Here is a 17697-nt window from a genome sequence, read left to right as displayed (position 1 = left end):
GGAGTTACGGCTTGCGTTTCCGTCTGGCAGGGGTGGGGCGCCGCATCGCGGCGGCTGGTCTGATCGTGGCTTCGTTCGCTTCGCTGGCGCTTAGCGCGCCGCGGGCGGCCTCGGCACAGGGGGCCGCGGATCCGGCCCCGACCTACACGATCAATCCGGGCGACGAGCTCGAAGTCTATGTGTGGGGCGAGGAGCGGTTGCAGCGCGTGCTGCGCGTGCTCCCCGACGGCACGGTGGCGTTCCCGCTGGTCGGCCAGATCCACGTCCAGGGCATGCTGCCCCAGGCGGTCGAGCGGATGATTAGCGAGCGGCTGAAGCCGCAATATCGCGGCGAAGTGCCCAACGTGACCGTGTCGGTGCGCAACCCGGCCGGCCTGCAATTCTCGGTGATGGGCAAGGTGCGCTCGCCGGGGTCGTTCACCCCGGGCCGCTACATCAACGTCATCGACGCGGTCAGCCTGGCCGGCGGCCCGGCCGAGTTCGCCAATCTTGACAATGTTTCAATCATTCGCCGCCAGGGTGACCATGACGTCACGTTGCGCGTGCGCTTGTCCTCGGTGTTCAAGGGGAATGCGGCGGGCACGATCGACAAGGGGACGGCCGTTCCGCTGCTCCCGGGCGATATCGTTATCGTACCGTAAGGGGTACGGTACCGGTCATTGGGGGTTTGAAGACGATGCGCAGCAAGGCAGTTCGGCACGCCGGACGCTGTATCGGGCTGGTCGCCCTGACGGGGGTGCCGATGCTCGCCCCCGGATTGGCGCAGGCGCAGGAAGTGCGCACCGGGCTGATCGCCTCGACCGGCCTGAGCGTCGAGACCAATCCGTACAACGCCTCCGATTCGAGCAACGCGGAATTCGCCGCGAACGCCGAACTGCGCCCCTCGCTGACGGTGCAGGACGCGCTGACGCAAGTGTCGATCCGCGGGTCGGCGCAGTTCCGCCAGTTCCTCCACCGCTACGGGCTCGAGGACAATTACTCGGTCGATGCCGAGATCGTGTCGAAGCGGTCGGAGCGCGTGACGCTGCGCGGCAGCGGGCTGTTCGCCTATAGCGAGGGCGGGTTCGCCGGATATGGCCGGCCGGGCCTGATCGCGTCCGATCCGCTCAATTCGTCCCCGGTCGATCCCGCTGCGACGACGCCCGACACCTCGTTGCAGAACTCGCTGAACGGCATCACCGACGTCAACCTGATCGGTACGCGGACGCGGCTGACGTCGCTCGCGTCGAACGTCGGCGTCGATTACCTGTTGTCGCCGCGCAGCAGCCTGTCGGCCGATTTCAACGCGCGGGCGCTCCGCTACCAGTCGGCGCTGGGATCGGACTACAACACGCTGGGCGGCGAGTTGCGCTTCAGCCACCAGTTCGACGAATATCTGTCGGTTGGGGTGATCGGCGGGTACGACCGCACCAACTATCTCGACCCCAATCAGGGCGATGCCGGGGTGATTTCGGCATTGCTGTCGGTCGACCGCAAGTTCGGCGAGCGCTGGTCGGCATCGGTCGCGCTCGGCGCATCGTTCACCAACATCGACGGGCGGCTCGGCCAGCCGGATACGCACTTTACCGCGCTGACCGGGCGCGTGCGCTTCTGCCGGCAGGGCGAGTTCACGCGGTTCTGCGTGGCCGGCGACCGCAGCCCGCAGCCGTCGATCAACGGCAACGTGCGCGTCACGACCAACATCAACGCCGACTATAGCTGGACGCTGGCGGCGCGCCAGCGCCTCACGCTCAGCGCGGCCTATGCCCGCACCGGCAGCAGCCACAGCCAGATCCTGACCGATCCGGCGGTCGATTTCGCCACCGGAACCGCGCGCTACGACAACGATTTCAACAAAAAGCTGACCGGTTTCGTCAGCGCCAGCGTCTCCAAGATCTATAGCTCGATCGCGCCGCGCACCGCCAATATCAGCGGCGCGATCGGTATCCAGGTCCATCTCGGGAATCCGCAGTGAACGATTATTACAGCGGCGGCGACGCGCCGATCGCACCGCCCGGCGACGGCGGTTTCATCGCCCAGCTGCCCTCGATCCTGTGGCAGCGCCGGTGGTTCCTCATCATTCCGCCGATCGTGCTGGCGGTGGTGGCGGTCGCCGCGGTGCTGGTGCTGCCGCGCCAGTACGAATCGAGCGCGACCCTGCTGGTCCAGGCGCCGAGCCTGCCGACCGACGTGATCGGCGGCGGCAGCGACAGCGACGTCATCGACCGCCGCATCGAAAGCCTGCGCCAGCAGGTCATCACCCGGCCCAAGCTGCTGGCGCTGATCGAGGCGAACCAGCTCTACGCCGCCGACCGCGCGCGCAAGCCGCTGTCGGCGATCATCGATACGATGCGCGAAAACATCACCGTCACCTCGATCGACGCCGATCTCAACGCGAGCAAGCCCGAGGATCGCACGATCGCGTTCAAGCTCGCGTATCGCTATTCCGATCCGGGCAAGACCCAGGCGATTGCGCAAAGCCTGATGGAGCAGATCGTCGAGCTCAACTCGACCTCCGACGTCGCCAATGCCAGCCAGACGGTCCAGTTCCTGACCGAGCAGAGCAACAACCTGAAGCGCGACATCACTGCGCTCGAGCAGCAGGTCGCCGGGCTCAACACCCGATACGGCGGCATCCTGTCGCGCGCCAATTCGCCGGTGATCGGCAGCAACGGCGCGGGCTACGACATGCAGATCGCCGAACTGGTCCGCGCCAACCAAGCGCTGGCGATGCAGAAGGAAAATCTCGGCACCGCCGACCAGCGCGATCCGATCGTCGCCAATGCGGAGGCCGCGCTGGCAGCCGCGCGTGCGACCTATGCCGAGACGCATCCCGACGTCATCATCGCCAAGCAGCGGCTGGAAGAAGCCAAGCGGCTGGCGGCGCAGAACGTGAAGAAGATGCCGGTCAGCAACCTCGACCAGCAGATCGCGTTCAACAACCAGCAGATCTCGAACCTGCGCGCGGCCAAGGCACGCGAAGCGGGTCAGGTCAGTGCCAGCATCGGCTCGCAGTCGATGGCCCCGGCGGTGCAGCAGGAAACCGCGCAGCTCCAGCAGAAGCTCGAGGGGCTCTACAAGCAGTACGACATGGTGTCGCAGCGGCTGATGACGGCGCAAGCCTCGTCGCGCGCCGCCAACGAACAACTCGGCCAGCGCCTCGTCGTGGTCGATCCGCCGGTCGTGCCCGACAAGCCCGTCTCGCCCAACCGCCTGCTGATCCTGGGCGGCGGCATCGCCGGCGGGCTCGGCCTCGGCTTGCTGCTGGCGTTCGCGGTCGAGATGCTGCTCCGTCCGATCCGCACCCCGGGCCGCATCGCCATGCTGACCGGCGCGCCGACGCTCGCGATGGTGCCGATGATCGACGACGGCAGCGGGGCGCGTTCGCTCGCCGCCCGCATCTTCCGCAACCCGTTCCGCCGATCGCAGAAAGCCGCGTAAATGACCGATCAACCGATCGCCGGCACCCCGCCCGCCGCCGCCATGTCCCACCGTCCGGCCACGGGCGCGAAGCCGCTCATCGTGTCGGGTGAGACGCTGCCCGCGCTGTCGCTGACGCCCGAGGAACTCGACCGCCAGCGGATCGTCGGCTTCAACAGCCGTGATCGCCGTGCGCGGCCCTATCACCTGCTGCGCACGCAGATCGGCAAGATCATGGCGCGCAACGACTGGCGGATGATCGGCATCACCAGTGCGACGCCGGCGGCTGGCAAGACCTTCACCTCGGTCAACATCGCCGCGACGCTGGCCGCGACGGCCGACAGCGACGTGATCCTGTGCGATCTCGACTTCCGTCGCGGGTCGATCGGCGAGATGCTCAACTACGTGCCCGACCACGGGCTGGGCGACTATCTGGCGGGCAACATCGCCGATCCGCACGACGTCGCCTTGCGGATCAACGACAGCAAGCTTGTCGTGCTGCCGACCAAGCCGTGCGCCGGCTCGTCGACCGAATTGCTGACCACCGAGAATTTCCGCACGCTGATGGACCGGCTGCACGCGATGCCGGCGGGCGCGAAGATGATCTTCGACCTGCCGCCGGTGTTCGCCGACGACGACGCGATGATCTGCATGGAATATCTCGACGCGTACCTGATGGTGATCGACCACGGCATCACCACCGCGCGTCAGATCGAGGAGGGCGTCCGCCTGCTCGATCCGTCACCGTGCGTCGGCACCGTCCTGAACCGGTACAAGGGCGGTTTCGCCGATCCCTATGGCTACGGATACGGCGACGTCTATGGTATGAAGCGTTATAACTGAGCTTGTTGCCGGACGCGCGATCGGCGCGCCACGAGGCCCGGGGGGGCCGGATCACGACCATGCCCGGGGTTCGAAGAGTTCCATGATCGATTGCACCATGCGATGACCGACGACATCCAGCCCCCGGTTGATCGCTCGACCGCGTCCGCCGAACCGTTCGGTCCCGACGACATCGCCGTCACGCCGGCACCGGCCGCGGCACCGCTCGGGTCCGCCGTCCCGGCGCCGGCCGCGCCGAAGCTCGCGATCGGACTGTTGCCGGGAATCGTGCTGGCGATCGGCGCGCTCGTGGTCGCCATGCCGACGATGGTGATGGTGGCGCGCGAAAGCTGGGCGACCGAGCAGGGCGCGCACGGCCCGATCGTGCTGCTGACCGGTATCTGGCTGCTCTACCACGCCTGGAAGCAGGCGGTCCCGATCGCACCGCCGCCATGGTGGCGCCCGGCGCTGATGATGGTCCCGGCGCTCGCCTTGTTCGTGCTCGCGCGCATCTCGCAGATCGTCGAGATCGAGGGGTACGTGATGTACGCGGTGCTGCTGACCGCATTCTATGCTCTGGTCGGTGGGCATGTCCTGCGGCGGCTGGCGTTTCCGTTGTTCTACATGGTGTTCGTGTTCCCGCCGCCCGACACCGTCGTCTACGCGCTGACGCTGCCGATGAAGATCGTCATCACCAAGACCGCGGTCGGGGTGCTGGCGCTGTTCGGTTATCCGGTCGGCTATACCGGCGTGTGGATCCAGATCGGGCAGTACCAGCTGCTCGTCGCGGCGGCGTGCGCGGGGCTCAATTCGATCATTTCGCTGTCGGTACTGGCGACCTTCTACATCTATGTCCGCCATGCCGGGGATGTGTTGCGCGCGCTGGTGCTGGCCTTGTTCATCGTGCCGGTCGCGATGGCAGCGAACTTGGTTCGCGTGATGATCCTGATCCTGCTGACCTATCATGCGGGCGAGGCGACGGCGCAGGGCTTCCTGCATAATTTCGCAGGGCTGACGATGTTCGCAGCCGCGCTCATCATCCTGTTCGGGATCGATGCGGCGGTGGGGCCGCTGCTGGCACGGGTCCGGCGCAAGTCGGTGGCGGCACGGGGAGTGATGGCATGAACGACGCGACACCCTTCCGCGGTCCGCGCCTCGATCGCCGCGCGTTCCTGATCGGCGGCACCATGGTCGTGGCGGCCGGTGCAGCGGCGGCGCGCATCCCGGTGCCCGACGTCTCGCCGATCGCCAACGACAAGTTCAAGGCGCTGGTCCCCGACACGATCGGGCCGTGGAAGTTCCAGCAGAGCAGCGGGCTCGTCCTGCCCCCCGACGACGCGTTGTCGGCGCGCCTCTACGACAATCTGGTCACGCGGGTGTATACCGATCCCGCCGGCCAGACGATCATGTTCTTGATCGCGTACAAGAATTATCAGGACGGCGTGCTGCAGATCCATCGCCCGGAAATCTGCTATCCGGCGGGAGGCTACAAATTGTCGCCGACGCTGGAGACCGAGATTCCGCTGCCCGGCCGCACGCCGTTGCCCGCCAACGCCTTTTCGGCGGACGGCAACCAGCATGACGAGCAAGTGCTGTACTGGACCCGGATCGGCGACGAATTTCCGCTGCGCTGGTCCGAACAGCGCATGGCGGTGCTGCGCGCCAACCTGATGCGGATCAACCCGGATGGCATGCTGGCGCGCGTGTCGATGCCCAGCGACGACATGATTGCCAGCCGTCCGGTGATGGTTAAGTTCGTCGAGGAACTGCGCAAGGCATCGCCGCCGGCGCTGCGTCGCATCTTGTTCGGACCCTTGGGATGATCGGCCGCGGGGACGGCCACGTGAGAGACCTAGAAAGGAAAATGCCCATGACTCGTATTACCCTCGGACGGTTGCTGTCCACCGGCTCCCGCCGCGGCATCCTGGTGACGATGGGGGCGGCCGTGCTGCTCGCCGGCTGCCACTCGAAGCCCACCGGCCAAGTCGTCGCGACCGTCAACGGTGACGAGATCACGCAGACCGAGCTCAATGCCGAACTCGGCAACATGCAGGCCGGCGGCGCCAATGCCGACAAGGCGGCGTTGCAGAAGGCGGCGCTCGAGCGGATCGTCGAGCGCAAGCTGCTGGCGGGCGCGGCGCGTCAGGACGGCATCGACCAGAGCCCCGAATTCATCGTCAAGCGCAAGCAGCTCGAGGACGCCCTGCTCGTCCAGATGCTGGCGCAGAAGATCGCCGGCGGTATCAAGACCCCGGCAACGGGCGACGTCGACAAGTTCATCTCGGACAATTCGAACATGTTCGCCGGCCGTACCATCTTCGCCGTCGACCAGTTGCAGTTCGACACGCCGAAGCGCGACGATTACGTCAAGGAACTGACCAACGCCCACACGATGGAGGCGGTGATCGCGGTTCTCGACAAGCTGGGCATCAAGTATCAGCGCCAGAACACCCAGGTCGATTCGGCAATGGTGCCGCCGCAGATGCTGACCCAGATCACCAAGCTGCCGGCGGGCGAACCGTTCGTCGTGCCGACCCCGGGTAAGATCACCGTCAGCGTCATCACCGGTACCAAGCCGGCGCCGCTCGCCGGCGACGTCGCGCGGCCGCTGGCGGCCAATGCGGTGCGCAACAACGAGCTCGGCAAAGCGCTCCAGCAGCGCCTGACCGCCGAGCGCGGCAAGGCGCAGATCCAGTACCAGCCGGGCTTCAGCGCCCCGGCCGGCGCGCCCGGCACCGCGGCGACCGGAACGCCCGCCAAGTAAGGCGGGTCGACATCGATCCGCAGGGGAACGCCGATCCTGTCCCGGCTCCGGTCGGGACAGGAAGGCGGCGGATCGGCAACGGGTGGGGCAGACGTGACACTTCTCACGGATGACGTAACGCGGCACCACGCGAAAATCCCCGCGCTCGACGGGCTGCGCGCGCTGGCGATCGTCATCGTCATGTGCTCGCATCTCGGCCTGCAACAGATCGTCCCCGGCCAGTTCGGCGTGACGTTGTTCTTCTTCCTCAGCGGCTATCTCATCACCACGCTGCTGCGGCAGGAGATCGAGGCGCACGGCCGCATCGATCTCGGGCGGTTCTACCTGCGCCGCATCGTGCGCATCCTGCCGCCGATGTATCTGACCATCGCGTTCTTTATGGTGCTGTCGGCGGTGGGGTTGCTCCACCCGCTGAACTGGCATGCGCTGCCGGTCGACTTCGCGTTCCTGTCCAATTACCTCCCGATCAGCGGGACGCCGATCGGGCTGTGGTCGCTGGCGGTCGAGGAGCATTTCTATCTCGCCTTCCCGCTGTTGCTCGGCCTGCTCGCGCGGCGGTTCAGCTTTGCGCAGTGCGCGGCGATCTTCCTGGCGCTGTGCGGCGTCGTGTTGGTGGTACGGCTGTGGGAAGTGCATCGCCTGGCCGACTTCTCGCAGGTCAATTTCTGGACTCATACGCGGATCGATTCGATCCTGTTCGGGTCGATCCTCGCATTGTGGAACAACCCGGTCGCCGATCGCGGCGACGTCGTCTCGCGCGGGACGACGGGCTATCTGATGGCCGCGGCGCTGCTGCTGCCGACCTTCGTCATCCGCGACGACGCGTTCCGCCAGACGTACCGCTACACGGTCCAGGGCCTCGGGCTGATGGTGCTGTTCAACACGCTGATCCGTGAGCGCGGCTGGGCGAGCAAGTTGTTCAACAACCCCGTCACTGGACAGATCGCGATCCTGTCGTACACGCTCTATCTCGTCCATAGCGGGCTGATCGCGATGCTGGTCCCCGCCGACGGCGGCCACGCTGTCGCGCGCAAGGTGATCGCGATCGCGCTGGCCTTCGTCTATGCGATCGCGATGCATCGGCTGGTCGAGCGTCCGCTCAATCGGTGGCGGCGCAAGGTCGAGCGAAGCGGGCTGGCCGCCGCGACCTGGGTAGGATCGAGCCGATGACCGCGGCGCGGCAACGTCCCGATTCAGGACCCGAGCGCGCGTCGTAGAGAAATCGTAACACAAGAACGGCTAATTTCCGCCGAATCCTGCGAGGTTGCGTTTGCGGACGGCGGGGAGTTGGGGCATGCCGCGCGCCAGGGGCAGGCGCACGGCAATCACAGGGCGGGACGTTCCTTTTGGACATGACGGCAACCAAGGCCTTGCTCACATCGAACCGCCTGTCGATGGAACAGCAGCGGACGCGGCTGTATGCCGCCTGCTGGATCCTCGATCTGGTGTCGATCGTCGCAGGGTTCCTGCTGGGCGATTATCTGAAAGGCCCGCACGGGCTGGAGATCGGCGGCGTCTCGCTGCTCTACGGACTGTTGCCGGCCTATACCGTCTTCGCGCTGATCTGCGGCGCGTACAGCGTTCGCTGCCTGACCGATTTCAACGAGGCCGCGCGGGCGACGCTGGCGGCGCTCGGTGCGACCGCGATCATCATGTTGACCTTCGCCTTCTTCGCGCAGGTCAGCTCGGTCATTTCGCGTCTCGCTCTGGTCTATGCGGTGTTCCTGTCGGGCGCCTTCATCCTGACCGGGCGCGCATTGGTATCGGCGTTCATTCGGTGGCGGATGGGGGATGCGGTCGAGCGTAACCTGTTGATCGTCGAGGGCAAGCCGATCGAGATCGTGCCGGGGTGCGACGTGATCGACGCTCAGGCACACGGTATCCTGCCCGATCTGGCGCAGCCCGACAGCAATGCGCGGCTCGGCGAGCTGGTCGAACCCTATGACCGCGTGTTTCTGGATGTGAGCGAGACGTATCGCGATGCGTGGGTCACCGCACTCAAGGCGACCGGCGTCGCCGCCGAATTGCTGGTGCCGACCCAGGCGATCCACGGCGCGGTCGGGCTCGGGCATTTCGGCAATGCCGACACGCTGATCCTGTCGCTCGGCCCGCTCAGCCTCGCCAGCCGCGCGCAGAAGCGGGCGTTCGACCTGGCGCTGACGATCCCGATCCTGATCTTCCTGGCGCCGTTGCTGATCGTCGTCGCGATTGCGATTCGGCTCGATTCGCCGGGCCCGGCCCTGTTCGCGCAGACCCGGATCGGCCGCAGCAACCGGCCGTTCAGGATCTACAAGTTCCGCTCGATGAGCACCGACAAGACCGACCATGACGGCAAGGTCTCGGCCAGCCGCGGCGACAAGCGCGTGACGCGCGTCGGCCGTTTCATCCGCGCGACCAGCATCGACGAACTGCCGCAGCTGTTCAACGTGCTGATCGGCAACATGAGCCTGGTCGGCCCGCGGCCGCACGCCACCGCGTCGACCGCCGGCGACCAGTTGTTCTGGGAAGTATCGCAGCATTACTGGATGCGCCACGCGTCGAAGCCGGGCATCACCGGCCTCGCCCAGGTGCGCGGCTTCCGCGGCAACACCGAACGGCCCGAGGATCTCGAGGCTCGGTTGCGCAGCGACCTGGAATATCTACAGAACTGGAGCTTCTGGCGCGATCTTGTTATCCTGTTCGCCACGGTAAAGGTCATCAGCCATGACAATGCGTATTGAGGCGGCGGCCGCGGCGAGTCGCCCGGCCGCTCGGCGTTGCGCCGATGGGGTGGGCCGCTAGCCATGCGCTTCGTCGTCCTTGCCGTCATCCTCGTCAGCCTGCCGGCGTTCATGTCGATGCTGCGGTCGCATCCGCACAAGCGCGGGCTGGCGTTCACGGCGATCGGCCTGATGCTGTTCCTGGGCGACACGCTGCGCATCGATGGCGCGATCATCGCCTGGCCGTTGTGGACCGGGACCGTCCGCGGGATGGAAATCTCGCCGATCGATTCGCTGTCGCTCGCGCTGATCCTGACGCGCCCGCGCTTGCCCGGCCGCGTGCCGTTATGGGGGGTGATCGCCTTCTACGGCGCGGCCGTCACCATGTCGCTGGTGCCGGCGTCGGTGCCGATGGCGACGTTCTTCGTCTGCTGGCAGTTCGCGCGAATGACGTTGCTGTTCGCGGCCCTGGCGAGCGAAATTCACCGCGACGACCTGCGCGGAGGGTTGCTGACCGGCCTGTCGCTCGGGCTGATGCTGCAAGCGAGCTACGTCATTCAGCAGAAGGCGCACGGCATGGTCCAGGCGACCGGCACGATGTTCCACCAGAACTCGCTGGGCATGATGACCGAACTGGCGCTGCTGCCGCTGCTCGCCGCGCTGCTGGCCGGGGACCGGCGCAAGCTGATCGTGGCGGGGATCGGCGCGGGCCTGATCGTGATCGCGGGCGGCGGATCGCGCGGCGCGATGGCGATTTCGGGCGGCGGGGTCGTCGTGCTGATGCTGTTGTCGCTGATCCGGGGCTACACGCCGGTCAAGGGCAAGGTGGTCGGTCTCGGCATGCTGGCCCTGGCGATCGCCGCCCCGCTCGCCGCGCTGACGCTGAAGGATCGCTTCGGGTCGAACTCGATCACCGCGCAGGACGACCAGCGCCCGGCGTTCGAACGTGCCGCGACGGCGATGGCGAGCGACCACCCGTTCGGGGTCGGCGCCAACCTCTACGTGCCGACCGCCAATACCAAGGGCTATGCCGATCGCGCGGGCGTCGCGTGGAACTTCGCCAACCGCTCCGCGCCGGTGCACAATGCCTATCTGCTGACGCGCGCCGAAACGGGCTGGCTGGGCGAGCTGGCGCTGATCCTGATGCTGGTGGTGCCGTTGCTCGCCGGCCTGCGGCTGGCCTTTTCGCGCCGCCAGGGCTTCGCCGGCGAGATGGCGCTGGGCTCGGCGGTCGCGATGGGCGTCAACATCGTCCACAACAATTTCGAGTTCGCGGTGGTGACGTACAACGTGCTAGCGATGGTGTTCCTCAACCTGGCGATCATCGCGTCGCAGATTCGTGGTGAACGCTATCGCAAGAACGCGCGACCTGCGCCACAGCGGGCGCCGGCGCCTCGCCTGACGCCGGGGCTGGCTGTGGCCGGCCGGCGCGCGCGTTGACAGGGATCATGATTATGCACACGGGGCGACATTCGGCGTTCGGGGGGACGCAACCTTTCTCACCAGGGGGCCGAGAGTAACATGGAAGTCGAAAAGAGCTGGGAAACCGGGATGCTCGGCTATGGCGATGTCCTGAAAGGCATCGTCGCGTCGTATCCGCATGCCGGCGTCCTCGAACTGGGCGCCGGACGACGGCCGTCCTTCACATTGGAGGAGATGCCGTCGTCGATCCGCTCGTACACGGTCAACGACATCAGCGCGGAGGAACTGGCGCTGCTGCCCGAAGGCTATGACGCGGCGCGTTTCGACGTCAGCGGCGACGCGAGCAACTTCCGCGACCAGTATGACGTCGTGTTCTCGCGCTTCCTGGCCGAGCACGTGGCGGACGGCGAGGCGATGCACCGCAACGTCTATCAGGTGCTGCGGGAAGGCGGGGCGGCGTTCCACCTGATCCCGACGCTGTATGCGGTGCCGTTCGTCATCAACAAGTTCCTGCCAGAACGGCTGACCAGCTGGGTGCTGGCGAAGTTCGCGCCGCGCCGCGCGATCAACCCGAAGTTTCCGGCTTATTACTCGATGTGCTATGGCAATCCCGACAAGATGGCGCGCAAGCTGACCGAGATCGGGTACAAGAAGGTCGAGATTCGCAACTTCTACGGCCATTTCTACTACGAGAAAATTCCGGTCCTGCGCAGCGTCCACCGCTGGTTCTCGGACCTGGCGGCGCGTCGCGAATGGACCAGCCTGTCGAGCTACGCGTATATCAAGGCTTACAAATGACCCCGTCCCAGGCGCGCGATCCTCGCACGCCGACGAATGACGCCTTGAGCGCCGGCGGTCCGCTGCTCGACACGGACGCCGCGACGCTGCCGCCGCCGCCCGACCGCCGCTTGCGCCCGCGCAACGTGGCGGCGGCGGCGCTGCGCGATCCGATGGCGCGGCGCGCGATCTGGCTGACCCTGCCGTTCGGGGTGCAGCAGATGCTGCGCCTGCTGACCAACATCGTCCTCGCCCGCCTGCTCGCGCCGGAGATGTTCGGTGTGATGGTGCTCATCAACACCTTCCGCACGGGCACCGAATTGCTGTCCGACCTGGGCATCGGGCAAAGCGTGGTGCGCAGCCCGCACGCCCACGACCAGACGTTCCTGGACACGGCGTTCACGGTGCAGTTCCTGCGCGGCGTCGCGCTGATGGTGCTCGCGCTGCTGGCGGCGGTGCCGCTGTCGCGCGCCTACGGCAACCCCGACCTAGCGCCGATCGTCGCGGTGGTCGGCGTCACGTTCATCTTCACCGGCCTGCAATCGCCCGACATCTTCGTGATGCAGCGCGACATGCGCGTCGGCCAGCGCGGCGTATACGACATGGCGTGCACCGTGCTGCAATCGGCGATCACGATCGGGCTCGCCTGGTGGTGGGGGAACGTCTGGGCGCTGGTCTGGGGATTGTTCTTCAGCTCGCTGGTGTCGACCGTCCTGACCTATTGCTTCGCGCCGTTCCGTCTGCCGCGGCTGACCTGGCATCCCGAATATTCGTCGGAGATCTTCCATTTCGGCAAATGGGTGTTCCTGTCGACGGCGATCTATTTCGCGGCGATGAGCACCGACAAGATCTATTTCAGCGCGGTGCTGCCACTGGCGCTGGTCGGCGTGTACGGCGTCAGCCGCACCTTTTCCGACATGCTCAACGCGCTGGCGCAGCGGTTCGGATCGTTCCTGGTCTTCCCCAAGATCGTCGAGCTGCGGCACAAGCGCGGCGAGGTGTCGGCGACGTTCCAGCGCAAGCGGCGGCTGGCGCTGGCGGCGATCGGCGTCGCGCTGGCGGTGTCGCTGGCGGTGTCCGACCGGCTGATCCTGTTCCTCTACGACAAGCGCTATCACGAAGCTGCGTTCATGCTGCCGGTGCTGCTGGCGAGCGCATGGTTCGCGGTGCTCGGCGCGTTCGGCGAGGCGACGCTGTTCGGGCTCGACAAGCCGCGCGCGAGTGCCGCCGGCAACGTCGCCAAGTTCGCCATCCTGATCGTCGGCCTGCCGCTGTTCGTGCCGCATTACGGCGTGTTCGCCGGGCTGATCGTGCTGATGTTCGGCGAGATCGGGCGCTGGCTGGCGCTGGCGCTGGCGCTGCGGGCGGAGAGCCTGGCGTCGGTCCGCGACGACGTGGCGATCACGGTCGGCATCGCGGTGCTGGCGGTGGCACTTAAGTTCGCGCTGGGGGCGGTCGGGCTGGTGCCGACCTTCCAGCAATGGTGGGCGCTGGGGGCGGCGGTGCATGGCTGACGTGCCCGCCATCGGCGTCGTCGCGATCGGCCGCAACGAGGGCGAGCGGCTGAAACGCTGCCTCGCCTCGATCGGCGGCGGCGTGCCGGTGGTCTATGTCGACAGCGCCTCGACCGACGGCAGCCCGGAGGCGGCACGCGCCGCCGGCGCCATCGTCCTGCCGCTCGACCTGGCGCGACCGTTCACCGCGGCGCGGGCGCGGACGGAAGGCGCGGCGTTGCTGTTCGACCGGCACCCGGAGACGTCGCTGGTGATGTTCGTCGACGGCGATTGCGAGCTGGAGGCAGGCTGGCTGACGACGGCGGCTGATTTCCTGGCCGCGCATCCCGACTTCGCCGCGGTCGGCGGGCGGCGGCGGGAGCGGCATCCGGAAGCGTCGTTCTACAACGCGCTCGCCGATTACGAGTGGCGGCAGCCGGCGGGCGAGACCGATTCGTGCGGCGGCGACGCGATGATGCGGGCCGATGCCTATCGCGCCGTGGGGGGCTTCGACGCCCGGATGATCGCCGGTGAGGAGCCGGAGCTGTGCAGCCGCCTGCGCGCCACACGGTGGCGGATCATGCGGCTCGACGCGCCGATGACGATCCACGACGCCGCGACATTCAGGTTCAGCCAGTGGTGGCGGCGCGGCGTGCGCAGCGGGTTCGGCTATGCCCAGGCGTGGCGGGCGACACGCGGGCAGGGCCAGCCGCTCTACAATCGCGAGCTAAGCCGGGCGTTCGGCTGGGGCGCCGCGCTGCCGCTGGTCAGCATCGCTCTCGCCATCGCCGTGCATCCGCTCGCGATCCTGCTGTGGCCGGGCGTCAACCTGCTCCAGATCGCGCGCTGGTCGGGCCGCGTCGGCGTGCGGCATGCGACGCTGGCGGCGGTCGCCCATTTCGCCGAATTGGCGGGGGCCCTGCGCTATATGTGGCGCGCCATGCGCGGCGATGCCGGCGGGACGTTGATCTACAAATGACCGATCCTGCCGCCGCGAACCCGGCCGGCGCGGTCGGCTATGTCATGACGCATTACCCGCGGAATGCGCAGACCTTCATCGCGGGCGAGATCGACAGCGTCATGGCGACCGGCATGGCCGTCGAAACGTTTGCAATGAATCGGCCGGACGCCGTCGAACTCGCCGTTCCGAGGGCGCGCGAACGCAGCGCGGCGACGCACTACCTCAAGGATCGACCGCTCGGCGCGATCGGCGACGCGATCGCGCTGACGCTCCGCCATCCGATCGGGATGGCGCGGATCAAGTGGCTGGCGCTGACGAGTGCCGGCGGCAGTCCGCGCCGGATGGCGCGGCGGCTGGCGCACTTCGTCCAGGCCGCGCGCGTCGCGCGTGTGGCGCAGCGGCAGGGCATCCGCCACCTCCACGCGCATTTTGGGCTGGCGCCGGCGACCATCGCCTGGTTCGCCAGCCGGATAATCGCACTCGACGGCAAGCCCGCCGGGTTCAGCTTCACGATCCACGGCTTCCACGATTTCGTCGATCCGGCCGAGACGCGCCTCGACCTGAAGGCGCCGGCGGCGGCGGCCGTGGTGTGCGTCAGCGACTTCACGCGTGGGCAGCTGTTCCTGCAGGCCGACTCCGCGATCTGGCCGCGCGCGCATGTCGTTCGCTGCGGGGTCGATCTGACCGCGTGGCAGTTCGCGCCGCGCGAGCGAGGGAGCGAGGCGCCGACGATCGTCGCGCTGGGGCGGCTGTCGCCCGAAAAGGGGTTTTCGGTCCTGCTCGACGCGATGGCACGGTTGCGCGACGCGGGGGTCGTGGCGCGGCTGCTGCTGATCGGCGAAGGGCCGGAGCGGGGAGCGCTGGAAGCGGCGATCGCCCGGTTCGATCTCGCGGATCGCGTGACGCTCATGGGCGAACTCGCCCCCGCCGATGTCCGGACCGAACTGCGCCGCGCCGACATTTTCTGCCTGCCGTCGTTCAGCGAGGGGTTGCCCGTGTCGATCATGGAGGCGATGGCGGCCGGCGTGCCTGTCGTGACCACCTGGATCGCCGGAATTCCGGAGCTTGCCGAAAACGGCGTAACCGCCTGGACGGTGCCGCCCGCGCGCGCCGACGCGCTGGCCGATGCCTTGCGCGAGGCGATCGAGAACCCGGCGCTTGCCGCGACGCGCGCCGCCGCCGGTCGCGCGCGCGTCGAACAGCTGCACGACCAGGCCGCCAATGGCCGCGCGATGGCCGACCTGTTGCGCAGGCTCGGCGCATGACTCCGATCCGGCAGCAACCCCTGCGTGCGGCGGTGATCGGCTGCGGCGCGATCGCGTACGAGCATCTGCCGTTCGTCGCCACCTCGCCGCTCGCCGACCTGGTCGCGGTGTGCGACATGTCGCCGGCGATGGCCGCCGCGGCTGGCGAGCGGTTCGGCGCTGGCGCCACCTACACCGACGTCGCGACGTTGCTCGCGCAAGTGACGCCGGACATCGTCCACGTCCTGACCCCGCCGCACACCCATGATGCGATCGTCCGTCAGGCGCTGGCGGCCGGCGCCCACGTCGTCTGCGAAAAGCCGATGACGGGAACCGAGGCGGAGACCGCCGGGCTGATCCACGCCGCCGACCTGGCGGGCAAGGTGCTGGTCGAAAGCCGTAACCTGTTGTGGAACGACGCGGTGATCGCGCTGCGCAAGCTGATCGCCGACGGCCGGCTTGGCCGCGTCGCCGAATGCGACGTGTTGCTGTCGCTCGATTTCCTCGCCGGTCCGTTCGGCGATCGCAACCTGAGCGGGCGGGCGGTGGCGTTGCCGGCCGGCGCGGTGCACGATTTCCTGCCGCATCTAATCTATCTGTTCGAAGCGCTGAGCGGCGTCGGCGACGAATATGAGGCGCGCGGGTTCCTGCAGAATCGTACCGCCAACCCACGCGCCGGGTTCGACCATATCGATGCGCTGATCGACGACGGGCGCGTGCGCGGACGGCTGCGGATCGCGACCGACGCCTATCCCGAAGCGTTCCGCGTGGTCGTGCGCGGAACCGAGGGGACGGCGGAGACCGACCTCTACAACCCCTATCTGCGCTACGATGCCGCGCCCAATGTCGGCAAGCGCGCCCCGTTCGGCCAGGTCGCCAACGGCAAGGCGTTGCGCCGCGCCGGCTGGGCGAACCTGCGCAACAAGATCATGCAGCACGGGACGATGCACGGCCTGCCGCGGATGCTGGAGGCGGTCTATCGTGCGATCATCGACGGTACGCCGCCCCCGATCACTGCGACGGAGATGATCGCGACCGCGCGGATGTGCGACCGGCTGGTCGCGTTGGCGGACGCGTCGTGAAGGTTCTGGTCACGGGTGCCGGCGGCTTCCTAGGCCGGGCGGTCGCGGCGGCGGCGGCGCGGGCCGGGCATCAGGTGCTGGCGATGGTCCGCCCGGTATCGCTGGCGAAGGGCGGCACGTTCCCGGCCGGCGTGACGCCGCTTGCCGGTGATCTGCGCCAGCGCGGGGCGTGGTGCGACGCGATCGGCGACGTCGACGCGGTGGTGCACTGCGCCGCGGCGTTCGGCGACTTGCCGTCGCAGCTGGCGGGCACGGTGCTCGCGACCGAGAACCTGCTCGCCGCGCTGCCCCATACGCTGCGGCGGATCGTCCATGTCAGCAGCCTGTCGGTCTACGATTTCGATGCGCCCAAATTCAACGGCGTGCTCGACGAAGCGACCCCGCTCGAGCGCGATCCGCTGCGCCGCGACGCCTACACCCAGACCAAGCTGTTGCAGGAGCGGCTGGTGCGCGATCACGCCACGCGGCAGGAGATCGAACTGGTCGTCGTCCGCCCCGGCGCGATCTACGGGCCGGGCAAGGATTGGGACGCGGGGACCGGGCTGAAGGCCGGACGGTTCGACCTGATCTTCGCGCCGCGGTCGCGGATGCGGCTGGTGCATGTCGACAATTGCGCCGATGCGATCGTCGCCGCGTTGGCGGCCCCGCTCGACGCGCCGTTGACGGTCGACCTGATCGATCCCGAGCAGCCGTCGCACTGGCGTTACCACCGCCTCGCGAAGCAGGCGGGCGTGCCGACCGGCATTGCGGTGCCGGTGCCCTATGTCGCCGTGCTCGCGCTCGGCTGGTCGGCGAAGCTCGCCAGCCGGCTGTTCTTCAAGGGGAAGGCGCGGTTGCCAGAACTGCTCGACCCGCCGCGCCAGCGGGTGCGTTGGCGGCCGTTGCACTATCCGAACGTGCGGGCACGCGAAGCGCTTGGCTGGACGCCGAGAGTCGATCTGGCCACCGGGGTCGCGAGGCTCGTCAAACGTGCCGACTGACCGCTTTTCTTAACACCGGTCACGACGTTTCACTTTGACACAGGCCGATTTTCC

General features: G+C 67.7%; 16 protein-coding genes. All 16 read left to right on the top strand.

Features of this window, described 5'->3' with window-relative positions:
- The first annotated feature begins 11 nt into the window (after positions 1–11).
- The 16 genes from J0I47_RS11635 (at position 12) to J0I47_RS11560 (ending at position 17643) form a co-directional block, all read left to right on the top strand.
- Positions 12–641 (top strand): polysaccharide biosynthesis/export family protein, encoded by a 630-nt coding sequence (locus J0I47_RS11635; RefSeq protein ID WP_294047157.1) that lies wholly within the window; start codon positions 12–14, stop codon positions 639–641.
- A 35-nt stretch (positions 642–676) separates the two neighbouring features.
- Positions 677–1954 carry a hypothetical protein gene (locus J0I47_RS11630; RefSeq protein ID WP_294047156.1) on the top strand — a complete coding sequence of 426 codons (1278 nt, stop codon included), beginning with the start codon at positions 677–679 and terminating at the stop codon, positions 1952–1954.
- Positions 1951–3420: a Wzz/FepE/Etk N-terminal domain-containing protein gene (locus tag J0I47_RS11625; RefSeq protein ID WP_294047155.1), complete on the top strand. Its 1470-nt coding sequence runs from the start codon at positions 1951–1953 to the stop codon at positions 3418–3420. The genes J0I47_RS11630 and J0I47_RS11625 overlap by 4 nt, the downstream gene beginning before the upstream one ends.
- Entirely contained in the window at positions 3421–4242 is an 822-nt protein-coding gene (locus J0I47_RS11620) for a CpsD/CapB family tyrosine-protein kinase (protein ID WP_294047154.1), read from the top strand. It begins immediately after the preceding gene.
- A 102-nt stretch (positions 4243–4344) separates the two neighbouring features.
- Positions 4345–5346, top strand: a complete 1002-nt coding sequence (gene xrtV, locus J0I47_RS11615) for an exosortase V (protein ID WP_294047153.1) — start codon at positions 4345–4347, stop codon at positions 5344–5346.
- Positions 5343–6044, top strand: coding sequence for an exosortase-associated protein EpsI, V-type (gene epsI, locus J0I47_RS11610; RefSeq protein ID WP_294047152.1), 702 nt, complete (start codon positions 5343–5345; stop codon positions 6042–6044). The genes xrtV and epsI overlap by 4 nt, the downstream gene beginning before the upstream one ends.
- A 47-nt stretch (positions 6045–6091) precedes the next feature.
- The gene (locus J0I47_RS11605) at positions 6092–6985 is read left to right on the top strand and encodes an EpsD family peptidyl-prolyl cis-trans isomerase (protein ID WP_294047151.1); all 894 of its coding nucleotides are present in this window, start codon (positions 6092–6094) and stop codon (positions 6983–6985) included.
- 93 nt (positions 6986–7078) lie between these two features.
- Entirely contained in the window at positions 7079–8155 is a 1077-nt protein-coding gene (locus J0I47_RS11600; RefSeq protein ID WP_294047150.1) for an acyltransferase, read from the top strand.
- 182 nt (positions 8156–8337) lie between these two features.
- On the top strand, positions 8338–9705 hold the full coding sequence (locus tag J0I47_RS11595; protein ID WP_294047149.1) for an exopolysaccharide biosynthesis polyprenyl glycosylphosphotransferase: 1368 nt from the start codon (positions 8338–8340) through the stop codon (positions 9703–9705).
- A gap of 63 nt (positions 9706–9768) precedes the next feature.
- On the top strand, positions 9769–11124 hold the full coding sequence (locus J0I47_RS11590; protein ID WP_294047148.1) for a hypothetical protein: 1356 nt from the start codon (positions 9769–9771) through the stop codon (positions 11122–11124).
- An 81-nt stretch (positions 11125–11205) separates the two neighbouring features.
- Positions 11206–11904: a class I SAM-dependent methyltransferase gene (locus tag J0I47_RS11585; RefSeq protein ID WP_294047147.1), complete on the top strand. Its 699-nt coding sequence runs from the start codon at positions 11206–11208 to the stop codon at positions 11902–11904.
- Positions 11901–13397, top strand: coding sequence for an oligosaccharide flippase family protein (locus J0I47_RS11580; RefSeq protein ID WP_294047146.1), 1497 nt, complete (start codon positions 11901–11903; stop codon positions 13395–13397). Before J0I47_RS11585 ends, J0I47_RS11580 begins: the two co-directional genes overlap by 4 nt.
- Positions 13390–14355, top strand: a complete 966-nt coding sequence (locus J0I47_RS11575) for a glycosyltransferase (RefSeq protein WP_294047145.1) — start codon at positions 13390–13392, stop codon at positions 14353–14355. Before J0I47_RS11580 ends, J0I47_RS11575 begins: the two co-directional genes overlap by 8 nt.
- Positions 14352–15602: a glycosyltransferase gene (locus J0I47_RS11570; protein WP_294047144.1), complete on the top strand. Its 1251-nt coding sequence runs from the start codon at positions 14352–14354 to the stop codon at positions 15600–15602. The genes J0I47_RS11575 and J0I47_RS11570 overlap by 4 nt, the downstream gene beginning before the upstream one ends.
- Positions 15599–16663 (top strand): Gfo/Idh/MocA family oxidoreductase, encoded by a 1065-nt coding sequence (locus J0I47_RS11565; RefSeq protein ID WP_294047143.1) that lies wholly within the window; start codon positions 15599–15601, stop codon positions 16661–16663. The genes J0I47_RS11570 and J0I47_RS11565 overlap by 4 nt, the downstream gene beginning before the upstream one ends.
- Positions 16660–17643, top strand: a complete 984-nt coding sequence (locus J0I47_RS11560; RefSeq protein WP_294047142.1) for an NAD(P)-dependent oxidoreductase — start codon at positions 16660–16662, stop codon at positions 17641–17643. The genes J0I47_RS11565 and J0I47_RS11560 overlap by 4 nt, the downstream gene beginning before the upstream one ends.
- Positions 17644–17697: the final 54 nt, after the last annotated feature.

Source organism: Sphingomonas sp. (assembly GCF_017304635.1).
Classification (GTDB): Bacteria; Pseudomonadota; Alphaproteobacteria; order Sphingomonadales; family Sphingomonadaceae; genus Sphingomonas.
Note: the sequence above shows the minus strand (reverse complement) of the source record. Positions and strands in the feature narration are given on the sequence as shown.

Bases quoted from the DNA above. Each gene is read 5' to 3' on its own strand.
- J0I47_RS11595 (WP_294047149.1), top strand. From the start codon at position 8,338: ATGACGGCAACCAAGGCCTTGCTCACATCGAACCGCCTGTCGATGGAA.
- J0I47_RS11605 (WP_294047151.1), top strand. From the start codon at position 6,092: ATGACTCGTATTACCCTCGGACGGTTGCTGTCCACCGGCTCCCGCCGC.
- J0I47_RS11575 (WP_294047145.1), top strand. From the start codon at position 13,390: ATGGCTGACGTGCCCGCCATCGGCGTCGTCGCGATCGGCCGCAACGAG.
- J0I47_RS11570 (WP_294047144.1), top strand. From the start codon at position 14,352: ATGACCGATCCTGCCGCCGCGAACCCGGCCGGCGCGGTCGGCTATGTC.
- J0I47_RS11580 (WP_294047146.1), top strand. From the start codon at position 11,901: ATGACCCCGTCCCAGGCGCGCGATCCTCGCACGCCGACGAATGACGCC.
- epsI (WP_294047152.1), top strand. From the start codon at position 5,343: ATGAACGACGCGACACCCTTCCGCGGTCCGCGCCTCGATCGCCGCGCG.
- J0I47_RS11565 (WP_294047143.1), top strand. From the start codon at position 15,599: ATGACTCCGATCCGGCAGCAACCCCTGCGTGCGGCGGTGATCGGCTGC.
- J0I47_RS11620 (WP_294047154.1), top strand. From the start codon at position 3,421: ATGACCGATCAACCGATCGCCGGCACCCCGCCCGCCGCCGCCATGTCC.
- J0I47_RS11590 (WP_294047148.1), top strand. From the start codon at position 9,769: ATGCGCTTCGTCGTCCTTGCCGTCATCCTCGTCAGCCTGCCGGCGTTC.
- J0I47_RS11585 (WP_294047147.1), top strand. From the start codon at position 11,206: ATGGAAGTCGAAAAGAGCTGGGAAACCGGGATGCTCGGCTATGGCGAT.
- J0I47_RS11630 (WP_294047156.1), top strand. From the start codon at position 677: ATGCGCAGCAAGGCAGTTCGGCACGCCGGACGCTGTATCGGGCTGGTC.
- xrtV (WP_294047153.1), top strand. From the start codon at position 4,345: ATGACCGACGACATCCAGCCCCCGGTTGATCGCTCGACCGCGTCCGCC.